The organism is Allomuricauda sp. CP2A (assembly GCF_001683915.1).
GTDB lineage: Bacteria > Bacteroidota > Bacteroidia > Flavobacteriales > Flavobacteriaceae > Flagellimonas.
This window is the reverse complement of record NZ_LXTT01000062.1, coordinates 1-20,114: the sequence shown is the minus strand read 5'-3', so window position 1 is coordinate 20,114 and position 20,114 is coordinate 1. Positions and strand designations below refer to the sequence as shown.

The 20,114-nt window shown below is 43.0% G+C and carries 14 protein-coding genes; 3 read left to right on the top strand and 11 right to left on the bottom strand.

Translation table 11 applies throughout. The annotated features are described in order from the left end of the window. Positions 1-155: 155 nt before the first annotated feature. The 4 genes from A7D14_RS07370 to A7D14_RS07355 form a co-directional block, all read right to left on the bottom strand. Entirely contained in the window at positions 156-1,865 is a 1,710-nt protein-coding gene (locus A7D14_RS07370; protein WP_255307408.1) for a SusD/RagB family nutrient-binding outer membrane lipoprotein, read from the bottom strand. Positions 1,866-1,875: 10 nt separating this feature from the next. Beyond that, positions 1,876-4,971 (bottom strand): SusC/RagA family TonB-linked outer membrane protein, encoded by a 3,096-nt coding sequence (locus tag A7D14_RS07365; RefSeq protein ID WP_067032186.1) that lies wholly within the window; start codon positions 4,969-4,971, stop codon positions 1,876-1,878. A 273-nt stretch (positions 4,972-5,244) separates the two neighbouring features. Then, entirely contained in the window at positions 5,245-5,661 is a 417-nt protein-coding gene (locus tag A7D14_RS07360) for a hypothetical protein (protein WP_141673280.1), read from the bottom strand. Positions 5,662-5,694: 33 nt separating this feature from the next. After that, on the bottom strand, positions 5,695-6,756 hold the full coding sequence (locus A7D14_RS07355) for a carbohydrate-binding family 9-like protein (RefSeq protein WP_255307407.1): 1,062 nt from the start codon (positions 6,754-6,756) through the stop codon (positions 5,695-5,697). A gap of 201 nt (positions 6,757-6,957) precedes the next feature. Here A7D14_RS07355 and A7D14_RS07350 point away from each other — a divergent pair, with 201 nt between their 5' ends. Then, positions 6,958-8,040 (top strand): sensor histidine kinase, encoded by a 1,083-nt coding sequence (locus A7D14_RS07350; RefSeq protein WP_067032177.1) that lies wholly within the window; start codon positions 6,958-6,960, stop codon positions 8,038-8,040. Then, complete coding sequence (locus tag A7D14_RS07345; RefSeq protein ID WP_067032174.1) at positions 8,037-8,768, top strand: LytR/AlgR family response regulator transcription factor; 732 nt, start codon at positions 8,037-8,039, stop codon at positions 8,766-8,768. The genes A7D14_RS07350 and A7D14_RS07345 overlap by 4 nt, the downstream gene beginning before the upstream one ends. 50 nt (positions 8,769-8,818) lie before the next feature. Here the strand turns inward: A7D14_RS07345 and A7D14_RS07340 are convergent, their stop codons facing one another. The 3 genes from A7D14_RS07340 to A7D14_RS19630 form a co-directional block, all read right to left on the bottom strand. Then, on the bottom strand, positions 8,819-9,532 hold the full coding sequence (locus A7D14_RS07340; protein ID WP_067032171.1) for a gluconate 2-dehydrogenase subunit 3 family protein: 714 nt from the start codon (positions 9,530-9,532) through the stop codon (positions 8,819-8,821). 3 nt (positions 9,533-9,535) lie between these two features. Continuing rightward, positions 9,536-11,257: a GMC family oxidoreductase gene (locus A7D14_RS07335; RefSeq protein ID WP_067032168.1), complete on the bottom strand. Its 1,722-nt coding sequence runs from the start codon at positions 11,255-11,257 to the stop codon at positions 9,536-9,538. Between the two features lie 412 nt (positions 11,258-11,669). Then, a complete protein-coding gene (locus A7D14_RS19630; RefSeq protein WP_083158016.1) occupies positions 11,670-13,862 on the bottom strand; it encodes a PAS domain S-box protein in 2,193 nt (730 codons plus the stop codon). Positions 13,863-14,148: 286 nt separating this feature from the next. On the opposite strand from A7D14_RS19630, the gene A7D14_RS07325 reads away from it, so the two are divergent. Then, entirely contained in the window at positions 14,149-16,023 is a 1,875-nt protein-coding gene (locus A7D14_RS07325) for a fasciclin domain-containing protein (RefSeq protein ID WP_067032165.1), read from the top strand. A gap of 116 nt (positions 16,024-16,139) precedes the next feature. Here the strand turns inward: A7D14_RS07325 and A7D14_RS07320 are convergent, their stop codons facing one another. From A7D14_RS07320 to A7D14_RS07305, 4 genes are all read right to left on the bottom strand, one after another. Beyond that, positions 16,140-17,558 carry an SDR family oxidoreductase gene (locus A7D14_RS07320; RefSeq protein WP_067032162.1) on the bottom strand — a complete coding sequence of 473 codons (1,419 nt, stop codon included), beginning with the start codon at positions 17,556-17,558 and terminating at the stop codon, positions 16,140-16,142. After that, positions 17,555-18,157, bottom strand: coding sequence for a flavin reductase family protein (locus A7D14_RS07315; RefSeq protein WP_313790826.1), 603 nt, complete (start codon positions 18,155-18,157; stop codon positions 17,555-17,557). The genes A7D14_RS07320 and A7D14_RS07315 overlap by 4 nt, the downstream gene beginning before the upstream one ends. 29 nt (positions 18,158-18,186) lie before the next feature. Next, positions 18,187-19,500 carry an ABC1 kinase family protein gene (locus A7D14_RS07310; protein ID WP_067032156.1) on the bottom strand — a complete coding sequence of 438 codons (1,314 nt, stop codon included), beginning with the start codon at positions 19,498-19,500 and terminating at the stop codon, positions 18,187-18,189. After that, a partial coding sequence (locus A7D14_RS07305) for a TetR family transcriptional regulator C-terminal domain-containing protein (RefSeq protein ID WP_067032153.1) occupies positions 19,501-20,114 on the bottom strand: 614 nt, incomplete at its 5' end.

The following is a 20,114-nucleotide window of genomic DNA, read 5'->3' as shown; positions in this document are numbered from 1 at the left end:
CAAAAATGACATATCAAAATGGAAATGATGGCCAACATTTGTACCTGTAAAAAAGTAAAGGAAGAGTTGCTCTTCCTTTACCTTACTAAACTCAAAATAAAAACTAACTCAAATTATGAAGTAATCGCTTGGATTGATTTCATAAGACCTCTGGCTTATTGTGCAAACCAAAGGGTAGTTCCTTGCATATCCGGGCCTTGGGTAGCATTGGCAGCTTCTGTATTGGGGCCGTTGGTATTATACGCATTGGTACCGTAACGCATTCTTTGTGGATAGGCACCATTAAGCGTTCCTGCGCTGTACAGGTCATAATCAGAAACTCCTTCTGCCAGTTCTGATGGATACCCACTATCCCTAACAATGGCCCATGCCTCTCCACCATCGGTGAAGGCTGCTATCCATCTTTGAATGCTTATCTTTTCCAGGTTTTCATCGGTTGACCCATTTAAAAGTGCCATATCTTCTGTGGACAAGAAGGTTTCAATGGCTGCATCATCCACATTCCAAATCCGCATGGCCTGACGTATTCCTTCTTGGTAGAACGTCTGGGCATCACCAGAAGCCAATCCTTTTACAATGGCCTCTGCCTGCAAGAAATTACCTTCGGCAGCCGTGAAAACGATTTCTGGGAAAATATCATTCCCTTGGTTTTTGGCATTGATGATGATTTCTGCCGGTCTGGAGAAAAGGGCTTCTTTCACATGGGTATAGATCAATCCGTTCAAACGTGTTGGTTGTCCAACATAATAGGGCGTATCGGTAGCCACATTTATGGTGACCGTGGCCAGTCCATCCCCATTGGTACCGTCTGTTCTGGTGTAACTTACCCCGGCGTTGTCCAATTGCGCAAGGATAAAATCCACATGCTTATCGAACAAGGCCACACCTTCACCCTCAACAGGTTCGGTGAAAACTACCTCGCCACCATCAATGGGCTGGGCGTACATGGGAAGTCTTGGGTCGTTGTTGGTCTGCAAATAATCAATCAAAGTCTTGCCCACGGTCCAGTTTGAGCCTACACCGAAGTTATGCCAAACATCTCCATATGCCGCATTGGACCACTGTGATATTTCAGTGTCTTTTTCCATGAGAGCGTTATCCATGTCGGTTACCAAAAGGTCACCAGCCAATGCTTCTGCAATGGCTGCAGTGGCAAAATCTGCCCCGGGCGCTCCTTGGGCCCGTAATGCCATCCTTAACTTAAGGCTGTTGGCCAGTTTTTTCCATTGCTGTAGATCACCGCCGAAGAAGAGATCATTCTCAGCCAAAACTTCCACACCATCTCCAGTTACCGTGGCATCGCCTATGATGTCCATGGCCTCATCCAATTCAGCAATGACACCTTGGTAAATGGCGGCCTGCGAATCATAGGTAGGTGTAATAATGTCTGGGTTAAGCGCTTCGGAATAGGGAACCATACCAAATACGTCGGTATAGGTCTGGTAGTACAGGCCTTTCATAATCAAACCTATTGCGTAATAGTTTTGATTTTCCAACTCTCCGCCTTCCCCTACAAAATTCATGAATGCGCTAAGGCTGGTAACATATCCGGCCAAATAGTCGTAAGCGGCATCGGTATATCCTGAATTATAGTCATAAGATAACGCATCGGTCCACCAGCTTCCATTGAAACCAAAGCAGAACTGGCCAGCGAAACGGTCCCAGTGGATCAACTGTGCCCTCCAATAGGGAAATCTATTGGGAGCATATAGTTGTATTTGTGTCTCTGTGACAAAATATTTGGCACTGACCTCATCAGATGTAAAAGCGTTGGGCTTTACATTGATCTCGTCAAAATCGGAACAACTTATTGCGAACAATAGGGTGGCCACTGCCAGTCCTATTCTCATTATTTCTTTTTTCATCATCATTTTTTTATAATTTCAGATTAAGGTTCAACCCAAGGCTCCTGACCGTGGGTACATTGTTTATGGAAATACCCTGTCCGTTCAATCCAGTACCCAAGGTGGCGTCTGGATCAATATCATCTGCCTTTTTGTAGAAGAAGAACAAGTTTCTTCCTATCAATCCCAAGGATGCTGAATTGAGGCCAATTTTCTGGACCAAGTCCCTACTAAAATTATAGGTAAATGCAAATTCCCTCAATCTAACATTGGTCTGCTCATACACATAGTTTTCAGCAATGCCGGACATAGCGCCCCAGTATTCCTGGGCTGTGATGCTCTCCGTATTTGCGGAACCTGTATCAGAGTTAATGGCATCCACTACAACACCGCCATCCCTATACAACAAACTTCTTTCAGAAACACCGGAACCGTCCAAACTTGCAGAGGTAACGGAATAAATTTCACCTCCCACACGTCCGTCAATCAAGAAACGGAGCGAAAGGTTTTTATACGATATGGTGTTGGTTAAACCACCAATCCAATCGGGTTGTGCATTCCCCAAAAGTTCTCTTTCGGAGGAAGCCATGGGAATCCCTTCGGCATTGACCAATCTGTTTCCAGCATCGTCAGTGGCCCAAACGGTACCATAAATATCACCGATACCTCCTCCAACATTGGCCGCAATGGCCACGTTACCAGAATTGGTGGTGTTTAATACCGTACCTTCCAAGCCTTCAATCAATGAATTTACGGTGTTTTTGTTTTTAGAGAAGTTAAAGGATACATCCCAAGAAAAATTTTCGGTTCTAATGGGCATACCTCCAATCAAAAATTCCACACCTTTGTTCTGTACCTCACCAATGTTCGATTTGTAAAAATTAAATCCTGTGGCGGCAGGTACCGGCAGGTCATAGATCATATCATTGGTGGTGATGGTATAGGCTGAAAAGTCAAAATACAAACGGTTTTTGAAAAAACGTCCCTCTGCACCAAACTCGATTGACTTTACACTCTCTGGTTTTAAATCTTCATTGTATCTGATATCAGGAGCGCTCAAGGTGGTCAATCCCAAATACCCTTGTTGTGGCACATCAAAAGTTTGGTACAACTGGTACACGCCTGTATCGTTACCTACTTCTGCCCAACTGGTTCTTAGCTTGAACATATCCACTACGTTTCGCTCTGGATCAATAAATCTGTCCAATAAGATTGCGAAACTCGCTGATGGATAAAAATAAGAACGGTTGTCAGCTGCCAAGGTTGATGACCAATCGTTTCTCGCTGTCAAATCCAAATACATGAAATTATCATAACCCAAGGACACAGAACCGTATAAAGAGTTTACCTTTTTAGTTTCCATTGGGGTATGGGTACTGGACTGAATGTTGGTGTTGGCCAGCAATGCCCTTGTTGGGATCTTGAACTGTGATCCCACAACACCCATTCTTTCTGCGGTACGTTTGGACAAGTTACCACCCACATTGGCGGTAAGATTTATTTTTTCTCCAAAATCCTTGTTAGCCGTGATCAAGAAGTCGGAGTTCATTTCAGTGTACTTATCTGTATTGAACTCCACACGACCATATCTGTTAAAGTGGTGCCCAACAGGGTTGATGAAATCGGTTCTTACATTGGTGATATCACCGCCCACTCTTATAAAAGCGGACAACCAATCTGTAAACTGATAGTCTACCTTACCAAAGCCAATAAAGCGATCACGTCTTTGGTCGTTGATGTCCTCATACTGGATCCAATAGGGGTTACCAATACTTTTGCCGCTTCCAGAGTAGCTGATCACGTCATAATCACTTAATCCGCTGTTTGGATCGTACAGTGAAGGGCTGTCCATCTGATACGTCTTCAAATCATTCACATCAACACTTCTGGGCATATAATACACGTAGCCCAAAACCCCTTCAGACCCCAAGTTCACCCTGTTGTTCAGCTCTTGGGTAAAGTAGGTGGCTTTTCCATCAAAACTCAATTTGTCCGAAATATCCACCAAGGTCCTTAAATTAAAGTTGTGGCTTTGCAATTTGGAGTTTGGAATGATGGAGGTGGTGCTGTTATTGGTATACGAAAAACGCATACTGTAATCATCTCCACCTTTATCCACAGAAACGGAGTTGATAAGCTTTTCCCCAGTCTCAAAATAATCCTCCACATTATTGGGTTGCGGCGAATAGGCTTTTTGTTCCCCTGTGTAATAGATCTGTTGGGTGCCATCCATTCTGGAACCCCAAGAAGCAGTTCCCATTCCAGCTACATCTGGATAAGGAGCCCCATTGGTTCCTTGCCCGTACTCGTTTTGGTACTCTGGCAAGAACATTGGGTTTTCCAATGTTACATTTGAATTGAAGGAAACACCAAGTCCTCTACCCTTACTTCCTTTTTTGGTAGTGATCAATAGCACCCCACTTGCAGCTCTAGATCCATAAAGCGCCGCGGCGTTGGGTCCTTTCAATACCGATACGGATTCGATATCTTCTGGGTTAAGGTCGGTAATACCACCTCCCGTAACGGTACTGCTGTACACACTACCTCCGGATGATGTATCGGACATATCAATAGGGATACCATCCACTACTATTAATGCCTGGTTGTTACCGGTAATGGAGTTGTTACCACGGAGTACAATTCTAGAACTGGAACCCACACCGCCCGATTGGTTCACCACCAAACCGGCAACCTTACCAACCAATGAGTTGGCCACGTTGTAGTCTTTTACGGTGTTGATCTGTTCGGAGTCCACCTCGGTCACGGCATACCCCAGGGATTTTTTCTCCCGACTGATTCCCAAAGCGGTAACCACTACCTCATCAAGAAGCTCCGTATCTTCTTGTAAGGTTAAATTAATCGTTGTTCGGCCCGAAACTGGGATTTCCATGGTTTGGTAGCCCAAATAGGAGAATACCAAAGTGGCACCGCTGTCGGATACAGTGATGTCATAATTGCCATCGAAATCGGAAGTTACGCCATTGCTGGTCCCTTTTTCAACAATGTTGACCCCAGGTAACGGTGTACCAGCTTCGTCAGAAACCGTTCCGGTAATTGTTTGCGCCATGGCCCCCTGAATGGAGAACAAAACCGCAAAAACAAATACATACTTAAGTTTTTGAATCATGTTAGTTTATTTGATCGTTAGTAATTATAAGGTACGTTAATTTTAAGTTAACACACGTAGTGAAAATCCCTTTTTGTTAAGGATTTCTGAAAAAATTTCGACCAACAACAAACGTGAAAAGCCGAAGGGAGTTTTTGTTGTGGGGTTTTAAACCAATCCAAAGACTGGGAAAAGATAATGCAATATGCCCCGTGTCCTCAGCCACCACCAGCATGGACAAGTCATTGGAGAGGGTATTCCTAAAACGGTTATTGAATTTTGAGACCTATGTGCTTATTCGGTTTCTGATGCCTTGATCACCTTAAAATGCTCTTCTTTCAAGGTAGTCTCGTTAAAGAAGAAGGCTTTTTTTGTTCCATTTTTCTTGGCTTGTTCAATGGCCTGTTCCAATTCATCAGCATTCATTTCAGGAATGCCAAGCGCTGTATGGACTTCCAAACCTTCGGACTCGGCCAAATCCACCAAATGATTTAAAAAAATGGAATCTGCGTTGATGTTCACCAAAATAACACTTAAGCTGTTGGATCTATACTTTTTGAATTCATTTAAATAAAAAGCATCATCCTTTTTTGGATCAGCGGTTACGCATACCCAATAGGCAATATCCTTGTCTGCCTTAGGGACTCTATTGGCATTGGGTTTCATACCTATATTGTCCATGCAGGAAATCGTAAATAGGGATAGAAGCAATAAAACTATTTGGTGTATTCTCATCTCAGCTTCTTATTTTATTTGCTGGTATTTTCCATCTTGGGCAATCACATATACTGAACCTGTGAATGGACTCACTGCTTGAATGTTCCATCCCATTCGGTGCAATTCCATATCAAGATTCACTTTTGTGCCATCTTTTAGGACAGGTTCCATACCAAGCTCTTGTATATGGGTTGCCCATGAACCGTTTTTAGCAAAATATTTTTTCTGTGCTCTGTACAACCCATACAACAACCATCTGATCTGTTCGTCATTGGGAATCTTAAAACTGTCTTTGTTCCCTACAACTTTTGGTGAAAAATAGGCATAGCCCCAATGCTCTGGCTCGTGCATGTTGACAACCCCTTGTGGAGACCATACCCAATTGTATTCAGGGAGAAATTTTCCATTTGCGTCCTTTTTGCGGAAATATTTCCCATCACTGAGGTCAAAATCCCAGTTCACCCGAGAAAAATTGATTCGCCAATAATCTCCTTCAGGGATGGCACTGCTGCTACTGGCTTCGTTCAATACCTCCCAAGGCATGGCCACTTCAACGCTCCAACCTCTGTCCTCATCGGAAGGATTGTTTAGGGTTCCGTTGATATGCACCACAGACTTTAACCCAAGAATTTCCCAACTGTCCACAATGGGAGCGCCCTCCCTGTACGGTTTCACCAGAAACAAATCCCAAACCGTATTGAGGGCATTCATTTCAAATTCATAATAATTGTGGGTATCCCCATCCGGGTCAATGAAAATTTCAAAATCGTTGTTGTAGAAAATAACGGTGTCACGTTGCTTCAATGTCGCCCATACATGAGGCTCTTCAAGTTCGGCAAAGAAGTATAGATATGTTTCATCCCACAACATGCGCACATTGGTTTGGTACGTTGGGGTTTTATCCCCTTCAATGTCTATAAAATCAGTGGAAACCTCAGCCTTGTCCCAAGATGCCTCATTGGCCAGACCATCAACCGTAATGGGTTCATTGGTCTTGTACACAACAATGGATCGTGGATTTGGTCTATGCTGCCCAACACAGGAAATGGTACCCGTAACGGCTAAGCACAACACGATTATTTGGAACATTTTTGACATTTGACTCAAATCTATATTCAGAACTTATGAACTTTACTTTGGTTACATTTGGCATCAAAGAGCCGCTTCATAAATTCGGGTACTAGTTACTTTTTTGTAAAAATTCCTAATTTCATCCGTATTTATGTGCTTTATTAGACCAATGACAGCTGAGGGAAGCCAAATGTTCAAAAATATGTAATCCATAGCCAGATGCAACTACAAAAACAAGTCAAGAATAGGTTTTTGGTAAATGCCGCCACACAGTTCAAAATCACTCCCTTGCACCATGTGATATTCTGGCTCATTTATTTCACCTTTAATTTTTTGCGCTGGGGCAGCTATTTCAATGATTATATTTATTCTGCAAAGGCAAATCTTTTAGGTTTTCCCATCCATATTTTTCTGACCTACTTCACCATTTATTATTTGATACCCCGCTTTATTTTTAAGCGGAAAATCATCGCTTTCGTTGTGATTTTGTTCGCTTCCATTTTTATAATGGTAGTCATTAAATATTTGCTTACATATTTTTTGATAAGTTACGATGTTTGGCCAGAAGGACCTGAAACCCATAGCCTTACTTTTAACTACACCATAGTGATGATGCTGGGCGAACTCTATGTGATCACCTTTGTCGCCTCCATAAAACTGACCATAGATTGGCTTCGGGAAACCGGAAGGGCAGCCCGATTGGAAAAGGAGCAGTTAGAGACCGAACTTCGGTTTTTAAGAGCGCAGATTTCCCCCCATTTTTTCTTCAATACCTTGAACAATATCTATTCGTTGAGTCTGGAAAAATCGGATAAAACACCGGAAACCATCATCAAACTTTCCGATCTTATGCGCTATGTGCTCTATGAGACCAAGGACAAAAACCAGAGCCTAAAAAAAGAGCTGGTTTTTATTAAGAACTACTTGGATCTTGAAAAGATCCGGTACAACGAAAACCTACAACTTGAATTTGAGGTGACCGGAGACCCCAAGGGGAAAAAAATCGCACCCATGCTTTTGGTCCAATTTATTGAAAATGCGTTTAAACATGGGGCAAACCAAAATATTAGGAAAGTACGGATAAGCATCAAAATCTTGATTGAAGAAAAGTTTCTTTATTTTGAAATCAGTAATACCAAACCTAAAAGCCACTTGCACAACAAAGAAAAATATGCTGGGGGGATAGGGCTATTGAATGTTGAAAAAAGATTGAAACTCAGGTATGGTGAAGATGAATACAAACTTGACATACATGAGGAACTGGATGAATATATTGTGAAACTAAAGCTCAAACTCAGATGACCCTAAAATGCGTAATTATAGATGATGAACCCTTGGCCGTAAAGGTCATTCAAAATTATATTGAACAGATAAAGGAGCTACAGGAAATGGCGGTTTTCAACAATGCCATTGACAGCCTTGCCTTTTTACGGGAGAATAAGCCCGACCTCCTTTTTTTGGATGTGAACATGCCCATCATTGATGGCTTCAGTTTTCTGGATAGTTTGGATGACAAGCCCATGGTCATCATCACCTCCGCCCATGCGGAGCACGCTGCTAAAGGCTTTGACCAAGAAGTATTGGACTATTTGGTAAAGCCCATTTCCCTGCCCCGGTTCATAAAGGCGGTGAACAAGGCCATTACCAAGACCAAGGACCATCCCAAATGGGATGCCGCCCGCGAGCATATTTTTGTGAAAGTGGACAAGAAAAAGATGAAAAAAATATACTTGGATGAAATCATTCTGGTTGAAAGCCTAAAGGATTACATCAAAATCATCACCACAAAAGGCAATCATATTGTACACAAGACCTTGAGCGCTTTTACAGATGAGCTTTCCAGTGACAGATTCATTAGGATCCATAGATCGCACACGGTTTCCATGGACAAAATAGATGCCTTGGAAGGCAATAGTGTTGAAATTGCGGGAAAACGATATGTGATAGGAAGAAGCTATCTAGATGCCGTAAAAAGCCATATTTTGGAACGTTCCATTTCCACTACCGGGAACAAAACCAATCCTGAATAAAAAAAGCTTGCCAAAATGGCAAGCTTCATTTTTTATTTTCTGTTGGGAAATTAGGTAATCAAATTTCCATCCGCATCCCACTCTGCAATGTCGTTGCGTTTGCTCTGGTCCACACACTTCGCAATCCATTCCGGGTCATAGGATACCCCGTGCTGTTCCAGGACATCCTCGGGTACCCCATCCCAGACATTGGGCATATTGCCCTTGTAGCCCAGTTCCTCAATTCCGATTTTTGAGGTATAGAAACCGGTCATGGTCAGGTTCCGCACCAAGGAGAAAAAATTGACCTCAAAGGGCCTTTCGTCCTCGGGGATTTCCGGATCATAATAGGCGATTTCGTCCAAAATGGTTTTCTGCTGCGCTTCGGTGGCCGATTTAAACTCCACTCCGAATTCGGTATTGCTTTTGTGGTCCAACCACATCAGGCCGCCCCTCAGGTCGGTCTGCATCTCGGGCATATCCTTCGCCATAAACTCAATGAAGGACACCACATCGGCATCTGAGGCACTTTTATATGCATCACTGCCCGGCAGAATCAAATCACAAAGAACGGTCATGGTGGCCATTTCGTACTCACTGAAAAACTGTTCGTCATACAGTTTGGCAACATCTTCATTCTCCTTTTCAGTCCGCCACTTTACCGCGGTGCTCTCAATCGTCTTTTCATCAATGGCTATTTCGGTCCCAGGCTTACAGCCTTTTAGGGCCAGCCCCCCTGCCACAGAGCCCAATACAATCGATTTTAAACTTTTCCTTCTATCCATTGCCTATAGATTTTGTTTTTTCAATTGGTCCACAATATAGTCCGATGCCCTCCACGAGAGTGCCAAAATGGTCCAAGTACAGTTTTTATCCGCCTGGGAGGTAAAAGGTCCTGCATCCACCACAAACACATTGTCCACATCATGCAATTGCTGGTATTTGTTGGTGACCGATGTTTTTGGATTGTCACCCATGCGGGTTGTGCCCACTTCGTGGATGATACGCCCGGGTACATGAAGACCGTAATCCACATCCTTGCCGGGTTTTTCACCTACGGGCTCTCCACCTAAATTCACCAAGATTTCTTCAAAGGTATCTTGCATGTGCTTGGCCTGATTACGTTCATTATCCGACCATTTGTAATGGAAACGCAATACAGGAATACCCCATTCATCAACGGTATTGGGGTCTATTTCGCAATAATTGTCCCGCAAGGCGATGGATTCTCCACGCCCGCTGAGCCCTACAAGAGCCCCATAATATTTTTTGGCATCGCTGCGGAGCATATCCCCATAACCGCCAACCTTGGTTCCAAAGAACTTATTGAATTCGTTCACATTGAAACCGAATCCGTAACTCGGCATTCCCATTCCGCCCCAGATTTCAATATGGTAACCTCTTGGAAAGTCCAATTTGGAATTGTCGCCCCACCAAGGTGAATACACATGCATGCCCCCTACACCATCTTCGTTGTAGGACACTTTTCGGTTCATCAAATCGGGAACAAAGGCCATTCGGTCCGCTCCTGTGGAATCGTGGAGGTACCTGCCCACATTATCACTGCTGTTGCCCAACCCATTGGGATGTTGCGGACTCTTGGAATTGAGTAGGATTCGTGCTGAGCTACAGGCGGAAGCACCCAAAACCACAACTTTTCCTTTCAGTTTATATTCTCTTCTATCTTCTTTGTTGATATAGGACACCCCTGTGGCCCTGCCTTCGCCATCCGTAGTGACCTCACGGACCACGCAGTTCACAAAAAGGTCCACCTGTCCCCCATTCTTTTGGGCCGGAAACACCAAACAGGTTCCCGCTGAAAAGTCAGCATAGACCTGACAGGCTCTTGAACATTGTCCACAATAGAAACAAACGCCCCTTTCATTATTGATTCTTTTGGTGAGCATGGACAAACGGGAGGGGTATACGGGAACCCCCGACTTTTTTGCACCTTTTATGTAGAACAATTCATGCAGCCTTGGTTTGGGTGGCGGCAGGAAAAATCCATCTGGGTCATTTGGAAGGCCTTCCTTGGTCCCAAAGACCCCTATTAATTTGTCTACTTTATCATAATACGGACTCACGTCCTCATAACCGATGGGCCAATCCTCTCCATGGCCATCCAAACTTTTATGTTTGAAATCATCCGGTCCGAACCGTAGGGAAATACGCCCCCAGTGGTTGGTACGCCCTCCCAGCATATGGGAACGGAACCAATCGAACTTTGTCCCGTCCTTATGGGTGTAGGGTTCCCCTTCAATTTCCCATCCGCCGTAGGCGGCATCAAAATCGCCAAAGGGCCTTACGGTTCCCGCTCCCCTTCTTGGGGATTCATACGGCCATCTTAACTGTGTTTTTTGTTCGGGGTCCGCTGGGTCAAAAAACGGACCTGCCTCGACCACGGCCACTTTCAGGCCGGCATCGGCCAGAACCTTTGTGGCCATACCGCCCCCCGCTCCAGAGCCAACTATTATGGCATCGTAGACCGTTGAATTTTCAATTATCTGCATTGTGCTTTAAAACTACTTATTAACACTGATTAAATACTGTACTGTCACCAAAAAAGAGAGCAGAACTAAAAATCTGCCTTGTGCACATGGGTGATGTGTTTTTCTTGGGTGCGCGATTAATATTCATAATTTTCGAACTGGAATCCCTACTTTTTAGACCAACAACCTACCCAAGCGGCTTAATAACAACAAAAAAAGCCCAAGGGCATGGAATCCCATTAAGCCTATTCTTTTGTGATCCAAAATGAATCAATGGGTCATCTGCATCTAACTGATTGGTTCCTAAAACACTTCTGAATTCCATTTCCAAGCCCAACACCCAGAAATTGTTACCCTGAAGATAAATATCGCTAAAAATTAAAAACCACGGTCTTTCCGTGGAATATTTATGGCATAATCAGAAAGCGTTGTCCTATTGTCCCTTCAAAAACTTAACGGTAAACTTTGATCCAACACCTACTTGGCTTTCCACCGCTATGGTACCACCCATTGACTCTATCTGATTCTTGGTAATAAAAAGTCCAATGCCCCTTGCGTCCTTATTTCCATGGAAGGTTTTGTACATTCCAAAGAGTTTTTCGCCATGTCTGTCCAAGTCTATTCCCTTACCATTATCCCCAACTGAAAAAACATGGTATTGCCCTTCTTCGGATGCTTCGATTTTAAGGTAACATTCCTTTTCAGGGTTGCGGTATTTAATGCCGTTGGTCACCAAATTAAGCACTATACTTTCCAAATATGCCGGTACACCCTTTATTTTTATGTGATTTGGAACAGCAATATCAAGCCTTACTTTAGTCTCATTGATCAGGGCATTTATATCTTCCAAAACCTTATCTATGGTTTTTCTAAGGAAAATATCATTTAGCTCCTTTTCTGAACCAAGTTTTACTTGGACCACCTCATTAAGGTGCGAAATGGTTTCATTGAGCCCATTGGATGCCCTGCCCAACATATGTAAAGTATCCTTGCGTTCTTCCCCATCCAATCCATCATCCAAAAGAAATCCACTTATCATGGTCAAGTTGGCGGCATGTGACCTTAGGTTGTGCGAAACTATATGGGCAAAATTCAGAAGACTGTTATTCTGGTTGGTGGTCAGTTGCAACAAGTTCTTTAATTTCTTCTCTGCCATAATCCGGGATGAAATATCAACAATCTGCGAAATGAAATGGGAAATTTCCCCGTCTATTTTTCTCACCGCGGTAACCGTAAGAAGTATGTAGACCGATTGCCCTTCTTTGTCGAAATATCTTTTTTCTATCTGGTAAGTAGATCTTTTGCCCTGAACGACTTCCCCGAGCAGTGCTAGATCTATTTCAAGATCATCAGGATGTGTAATATCCTGAAAAGTCAAGTTCAGTAGTTCTTCCGAACTGTACCCCAAACTATTGCATAGGCTTTTATTCACCTGCATGAATGTGCCATCCAAGGCTACCAAAGCCATTCCTATGGATGAATTTTCAAAAGCTCCTTGAAGGGATTCTTCGCTTTTTTGAAGTTGTAGCTGGGTAGTCTTCAATGCAGTGATGTCTTCATTGACCCCTATCATTTTAAGGGCTTTTCCTTCATCATCCCGAATCACCACTGACTCCGCCTTTATCCAATGCGTTTCCCCATTGGGCCACTTTACCCTAAAGGTTGTGTTGAAGTTCTTCTTCCCTTCTACTGCGTCCCGTACCTCTTGGGCTGTCCTTTCCTTATCTTCTGGAAGCATACAAGCCTCCCAGGCTTCATATACCCCTTCAAAGTCAGATTTTTTAATGCCATAGAGATCGTACATATTTTGATCCCAGAATACCTGATTTTCTTGAACATCGTACTCCCAAATGCCAATACCTGCCGTTTTTGTTGCCAATGCAAGTCTTTCGCTGACATTCTTATAATCAATTTCAGCCTTTTTTTGCTTGTCAATATCTTGGAAGGTTCCGGTAAGCCTCACGCAAATCCCATTTACCATTTCGGATTCTCCAATGACCCTGACCCAAATCTCGCGTCCACTTGCGGTAACAATTTGGAGTTCGACATCCCACTGTGTTCCATGGGTAATGCTTTCTTTGACCAGTTTTGAAATGGTGTCCCTACTATATCCCTCCTTATAGAATGAAATACTATCCTCTAGATTGGGCATGTAGTCATCAGGTACTTCATGAATTTCGCGTGTAACTTTGGACCAATAAATCCTGTTCTTTACCAAATCCAATTCCCAACCTCCAATTCTTGCGACCTGCTGGGCCTTTTTTAAAAGTGCCTCTTCAGCTTTTCTATGGGTTATGTCTTCTAAAACGAGAATGATTCCGTCTACGACTCCAACTTTGTCTTTTACCAAGTTGATTTTCCATTCATACCAGACCGCATCACCATTTTCCAAAATCATCCGTATAGCGCCCGACCGTTGGTCGACACCTTCAAGGCAATACTTGATGTCCAGCTTCAACTCTTCCGGCAACTCAGGCATTACGTCAAAGAATGATTTTCCTTTTGCATTCCTTGTCAGCCCAAATTGTTCCAACCATTGATTGGAAAAGTCCACAAAAACCAACTCTGGCCCCAAAAACGCAATGGGTATTGGTACTTGCTGGCAAAGGGATAAATCAATCGTCATTCAATTGAATTAAAAACTATAATAACTTAATTCTCATCAACATACTGTAGTTGGCACCCAATAATAACACAAAAAAAAGAAAATTATTTTGATAACTGCAGAGGTATTGCTTCCTCTTTTGTCAATTGCCACGAATCTTTTCACTCCTATGCCATTTCTGCTCAAAAATAGTGTACCTGACCCAATTTCACCATTCATTTTGTTAAACTTTTAAAAAAATAAATTAAACAAAATATTATTGTTTAACTTTACGTATTAATTGTTAAACATTTTAAACAACGATCACATGAAAGCACTACTGAGAATAACCAAACTAACATCATTTGTTTTCCTTTTTATTTTTGCATCCTGTTCGGATGACGACGATGGAATGGCACCCCCTCCACCAGAGACAACCGTCAACATTGTTGAGGCCGCTCAGGCCACTACAGAACTGAGCAGCTTGGTTGCTGCCCTGCAAAAAGCTGATGAAAGTGCCAACAACGACTTGATTACTGCCCTTAGCGGTGACGGCCCTTTCACCGTATTTGCCCCCACCAATCAGGCCTTTGTCGATTTGTTGGCCCAATTGGACGGTTTTGATTCATTGGATGATTTCAATTCACAAGAACTACAAGATTTATTGGCCGTTATCCTAACCTATCATGTCGTCTCGGGAAGTGCTGCATTATCCACCGACTTGAGCGATGGACAAACACTGACCACACTCCAAGGCTCTACGCTGGAAGTTAGCACTAGCGGTGGTGTGTTTATTGGTGATGCCACGGACAATGATGCCCAAGTGACCACGGCAGATGTGGAGGCCTCAAACGGGGTGGTACATATTATTGACAAAGTACTTCTTCCACAAGCCATTATTGATCAACTCGCTGACATTATTTTGGTTCCCATCACAGATTTAGCCATTGGCAATGAAAATCTTGAAAATTTAGTGGCCGCCCTTGTTGCAGCTGATGGTGATTTACCGACTGTACTTAGAGGTGATGGACCTTTCACCGTTTTGGCTCCGACAGATGAGGCTTTTGAAACCTTTTTGGATGGTGCTTCCCTTGGTGACATTCCCACCGAAGTATTGACCCAAGTTCTACTTAACCACGTTATAGAAGGTGAGTTGTACAGCACAGATTTACAAGGTCTTGGTTCTGGATACACCTCAACTTCGGCAGTAGGAGCTGGGGATGAAAACATAAGTATCTTCTTTGACACTTCGGATGGAGTCACTTTTAATGGAGTTTCTTCAGTGGTCGCCGCAGATGTAAAAGCACTCAATGGTGTGGTTCATGTGGTGGATGCCGTTATTGATCTGCCCAACATCGTAGACCACGCAGTGGCAAATCCGAATTTATCTTCTTTGGTTGCGGCTTTGACGGATGGAGGCAACACCACTTTCACAGACCTTCTTTCCAATGAAGAGGAAGAATTTACGGTTTTTGCACCACTTAATGATGCGTTTAGTGCCTTTACCAATCCAAATTCCAATGATTTGAATGCAATTTTGTCCAATCACGTTGTTGTGGGAGCATCTGCATTTTCTTCAGGATTGATGAATTCTTATGTGAACACTGCAGCAGAATTTGATACCGATGAAAATTTGAGCTTATACATCAACACCGATGATGGTGTTACTTTAAATGGAGTGAGCAATGTTGTTGCTGCCGATATTGTGGCTACCAATGGCGTGATTCATGCGGTGGATGCCGTAATCGATTTGCCGACTGTAGTTACTTTTGCTGTTGCAGACCCTAATTTCTCAACCTTGGTTCAAGCGTTGACCGAACTTACTCCAAGTACGGATTTTGTTAGCGTACTGTCTGCGCAAGGTGGAGCCGGTGATGACCCATTTACCGTTTTCGCTCCAACCAATGCAGCATTTGAAGCCCTTGCGGCCATTCCAGATGAAGCTGGCTTGACTCCAGTTTTACAGCACCACGTAGTGGCAGGAGCCAATGTGCGTTCAGGTGATTTATCCGATGGCATTATGGCCACAACCCTAGAAGGTGATGCCATTACCATCAACTTGCCCGGTACCGGTGACAATATAGCCGATGTAACCGATGGGGCTGGAAATACTGGAATAGGCATTGACGCAGTTGATGTACAGGCCATTAATGGTGTTATCCATGTTCTGGATGGTGTATTGATTCCCGATACCACGAATTAAGAATAGTTACTATTTTGAGTTGAGTTGATAATGAAAAAGCTCCCAAGATTAATTTCTTGGGAGTTTTTTAATTTATAATAGATAGAAAATGATAGGAAGTAGTAGCTTCCAATTGGTTATTTTTTCGTCAAAGAATTGATCATCCTTTGGAATACCAACGCATGAAAAGGCAATACCATGTACCAATACAAGCGTCCCCATAATCCTTTGGGTCTAAAGACAGCCCTCTGGAACAAGGTGTCTTCAACAATTTTGAACTCTAACCAAGCCTCCCCTGGCAACTTCATTTCAGCAAACAAAAGCAATCGTTTCTGCTTTTTGTCCGCCAGCAAAACCCGCCAAAAATCCAATGGGTCTCCGGCTTCCAAATTGGTGTCGTGCCTACGGCCCCGACGTAGCCCCACCCCTCCAAAGACTTTATCCAAATAGCCCCGTATGCGCCAAAGACCATTAAAGCCGTACCATCCATTTACACCGCCAATGGACCAGATTTTATTGAGCGTGTATGCCTCATCCACCACCATTGTGGAGCGCACATCCTTAAAACAACCATGGTTGGGTACTTGGATGTGGTCGGCCAACTGATCTTGAAAGACGCCACTGCTAATGGCATCCTTCCAACTGGAAATGACCGAGTTTTGCTCAATCTTTTGAAAAGCCAACCTTACCGCCTCCTTGTAAGACATGGGCTGCACGTTAAGAATTTCATTGATTTGGCTGGGTCTTGCAATGACCTCAACCTTCATGCTATCCACTAGTGCTCTGGCCAGATTAAAGGAAGTGGAGGTCACAAAATAGAGCCAATAGGAGGACAATCTTGGTGTGAGCACCGGCAGGGTAAGAATATATCGTTTCAATCCCCTTACTTCACCAAATTGAAGCAGCATTTGTTTGTAGGTAAGTATCTCTGGGCCACAAATATCAAAGGATTGGCTCATGACCTCTTCCCTGCCCGCTGCCCTTTCCAAAAAATTGAGAACATCCCGGATGGCCAAGGGCTGTGTTCTCGTATTCAACCATTTGGGGGCCACCATCACAGGCAACTTTTCAACAATATCCCGAATAATTTCAAAAGAGGCACTGCCACTGCCAACAATGATGCCTGCCCTGAACGTTGTTACCGCGTAGCTACTGGACTTCAAGGTCTTTTCGACTTCCAAACGCGATTGCAGGTGCTTTGAAAGTGATTTGTCGTTCACTATCCCTCCCAAATAAATGACCTGGCGACATGCAGTTTCTTCAACTAAATTCTTAAAGTTTTGAGCACATTGCTTTTCCAAATCTTCAAAGTCATCCCCTGTTGCAGCCATGGAATGAATAAGGTAATAGGCTACATCGATATTTTTTGGAAAAACAACACCTTCCGTATCCAAAAAATCCACTTTAATGAACTCAATCCCCTCTTTGGATTCAATTTCATCCGGAATACGGTTCAAATCGCGAACGCAACAAATTATATGGTGGTTTTTTTTCAACAGGTTCAGCACCAATCGCTTGGCAATATAGCCCGTTGTTCCTGTCACCAAAATTTTCATTGATCTTGTTCCTTATCTGTTTTGGGATGCTCAAATGGATATCGCTTCTCCAATTTGGGCAGGGCATATCCATCTGGCCCATTAACGGCCACCACATTTGCTTTGGATAAATCCACAAATCCATCGGCATCCAATAGGTGGTCTTCAAGAAAAACGGATACGATTTCGCCCACCATCAAAATGGTCCCGTTCAATGTTATGGAATGCTCTTCTACATATTTCATGGCAATTTTTATGGGGGCTTGAATGACAAATGGAGCCACAAAATCGCCCAGATATTCCGATTTTAATCTGGTCATTTCAAATTCTGACACATCTCTTTCATATTTTGCAGAGGTATGGTGGCCATCCGCCACAATGTCCATTGAAAGATGGTTGATGGTATAAAACCCGGTCTGCCTTATATTCTCATAAGTGTTTCCCCCAGCTTCAATCGGTCTATGGATAAAACCCAAAATTGGTGGGTCTGATCCCAAGTGAATGACTGAACTGAAAACAGCCACGTTTTCGTTTCCTTCCTCAGAGATGGTCCCTATCAGGTTGGCAGATTTATATCCAGAAAGTCCATTGATCAGGTTGATCCGGAATAGCCTGTCCAAAGAACTTAAGTCCGATTGTGTGAAACACCTCATTGCAACATCTTGTAATTATTGATTTTGATTTGACTTGCCTTAAGGTCATGCAAAAGATTGTAAAGACCAAAAAAAGTTCTGTTGATGTAGATAAAGTGTTTTGATCCTCTATTACCGTCCATTCTGCGCAGTTCCGTGTTTTGGGCATATTTTTTTCCCAATTCAGTGATTTTACCGAAAAATACTTTGTCTGAAAAATCGAACTCCTCGCTATGGAAAGGCACGGTAAAGAGGCTCAACATTTCGTGAAACATGGTTTTAAAGAATTGGATTTCTTGAGGGGAGTCGTTTGGACGCAAAATTTCCAATTCAAACAGCTTTTTCTCAAAAAATTCCGGATTGGAAATATTTTCCTTAATGGCCAGTTCAAAGTAAGGTACATAAAAAGACTCGGGTATGGTTTTGATACATCCAAAATCCAATACTACCAATTGATTGTCTTTTGAAACCAAAAAATTGCCGGGATGCGGGTCGGCATGCACCTTTTTTAATTCATGGATTTGGTACATGTAAAAATCCCACAATGCCTGACCCAAAATATTGGATATGTTGCTATCCGTATTGTGCGCAGTGAATTCGGATAGATGTTCTCCCTCCATCCAATCCATGGTTATGATTTTCTCCGAGGATAGTGCTGCATAATACGACGGGAATTTGATGTTGGGCAAATGCCCACAAGCTTCCACCATGGCCTGGCTTTGTTCCACTTCCAGCAGATAATTGGTCTCTTCAATCAACTTGTCCCTGACCTCTTCAAAATACTTGTCGCTGTCCTTTCCCTTTATATTGAACATTTTTAAGGCTATCGGTTTCACCAATGCCAAATCTGTGGCAATACTATCCGAGACACCCGGATATTGAATTTTTATCGCTAGTTTCTTTGCATCTTTTTCGGCTTTGTGAACCTGGCCTATACTGGCACCATGGACCGCTTCGGAGTTGAAGGTGTCGAAAACTTCGTCTGGCGATTTTCCAAAATATTTCTTGAAGGTCTTGTTCACCAGAGGAGCTGATAAGGGTGGCACGGAAAATTGGGCGAGTGAGAATTTTTCCACATAGGCCCTGGGTAACATATTCTTTTCCATGCTAAGCATTTGGGCCACTTTTAGGGCACTGCCCTTTAACTCCCTTAGACTGCCATAAATATCCTCGGCATTATCTTGATCAAGTTTTTCCTTGGCCTCCTTTTCTGAAGTGGCCATTTTGTTACCGTAATATTTTATATAATTTACACCAACTTTGGCACCAGTTTGGACCAATTTGGTTGCCCTTTGGATTTTGGACGTGGGGATGCTATCTATTGTCTTCATTTACGACATGGCCATTTTTTCTTTGAAAATAAATTTCCCAAGATCCACTAAACTTTGTAGCGGGGTCGCTTCCAAAACATCAAAAGAGCTATTGACGGATTTTTCAATGAGAATATCGGTTTTCTCAAAAGATGGGGAAGTATCATCGAGCCAAAACTTCAAGGTGAAAAGTAACTGCGCCCATGCACTTTCCGATATTGCTTTTCGCTGTATTTTTTCTACCTGTTCCTGATTCATGTCCAAGGTCTTGATATCCAATCCATCCACATATTTTTTGAAACCTTCCCGAAGTTTATGAAGTGATTTAAGATTATGCAACGTATGCTTTCTGTCTTGGAAAACCAGTGCCACGTAACTCCTGTTGGCAGTTAGAATTTCAAAAAACGTATAGTAGAAACTCAAAAGCTTGTTTCGGGCATTGGAGTGATTGTACGTTTCATCTTTTTGAAGCAAATCCAACGTATTTTCAAGGAATAGTGAAAATATGGAGGACTTTATGGCCGCAAATGACCCAAAGTTCTCATAGAAACTGGTTTCGTCGAGATTATAGGTTTTACAGAATTTGTATACCGAGGCGGGTTCTTCATCGTGTTCCAGCACATAGTCCATAAACC

What these genes read in the sequence shown, in the direction of transcription:
- A7D14_RS07370 (WP_255307408.1), bottom strand. Translation starts at nt 1,865, where the DNA reads ATGAAAAAAGAAATAATGAGAATAGGACTGGCAGTGGCCACCCTATTG.
- A7D14_RS07365 (WP_067032186.1), bottom strand. Translation starts at nt 4,971, where the DNA reads ATGATTCAAAAACTTAAGTATGTATTTGTTTTTGCGGTTTTGTTCTCC.
- A7D14_RS07350 (WP_067032177.1), top strand. Translation starts at nt 6,958, where the DNA reads ATGCAACTACAAAAACAAGTCAAGAATAGGTTTTTGGTAAATGCCGCC.
- A7D14_RS07310 (WP_067032156.1), bottom strand. Translation starts at nt 19,500, where the DNA reads ATGAAGACAATAGATAGCATCCCCACGTCCAAAATCCAAAGGGCAACC.
- A7D14_RS07335 (WP_067032168.1), bottom strand. Translation starts at nt 11,257, where the DNA reads ATGCAGATAATTGAAAATTCAACGGTCTACGATGCCATAATAGTTGGC.
- A7D14_RS07355 (WP_255307407.1), bottom strand. Translation starts at nt 6,756, where the DNA reads ATGTTCCAAATAATCGTGTTGTGCTTAGCCGTTACGGGTACCATTTCC.
- A7D14_RS19630 (WP_083158016.1), bottom strand. Translation starts at nt 13,862, where the DNA reads ATGACGATTGATTTATCCCTTTGCCAGCAAGTACCAATACCCATTGCG.
- A7D14_RS07325 (WP_067032165.1), top strand. Translation starts at nt 14,149, where the DNA reads ATGAAAGCACTACTGAGAATAACCAAACTAACATCATTTGTTTTCCTT.
- A7D14_RS07320 (WP_067032162.1), bottom strand. Translation starts at nt 17,558, where the DNA reads ATGAAAATTTTGGTGACAGGAACAACGGGCTATATTGCCAAGCGATTG.
- A7D14_RS07340 (WP_067032171.1), bottom strand. Translation starts at nt 9,532, where the DNA reads ATGGATAGAAGGAAAAGTTTAAAATCGATTGTATTGGGCTCTGTGGCA.
- A7D14_RS07345 (WP_067032174.1), top strand. Translation starts at nt 8,037, where the DNA reads ATGACCCTAAAATGCGTAATTATAGATGATGAACCCTTGGCCGTAAAG.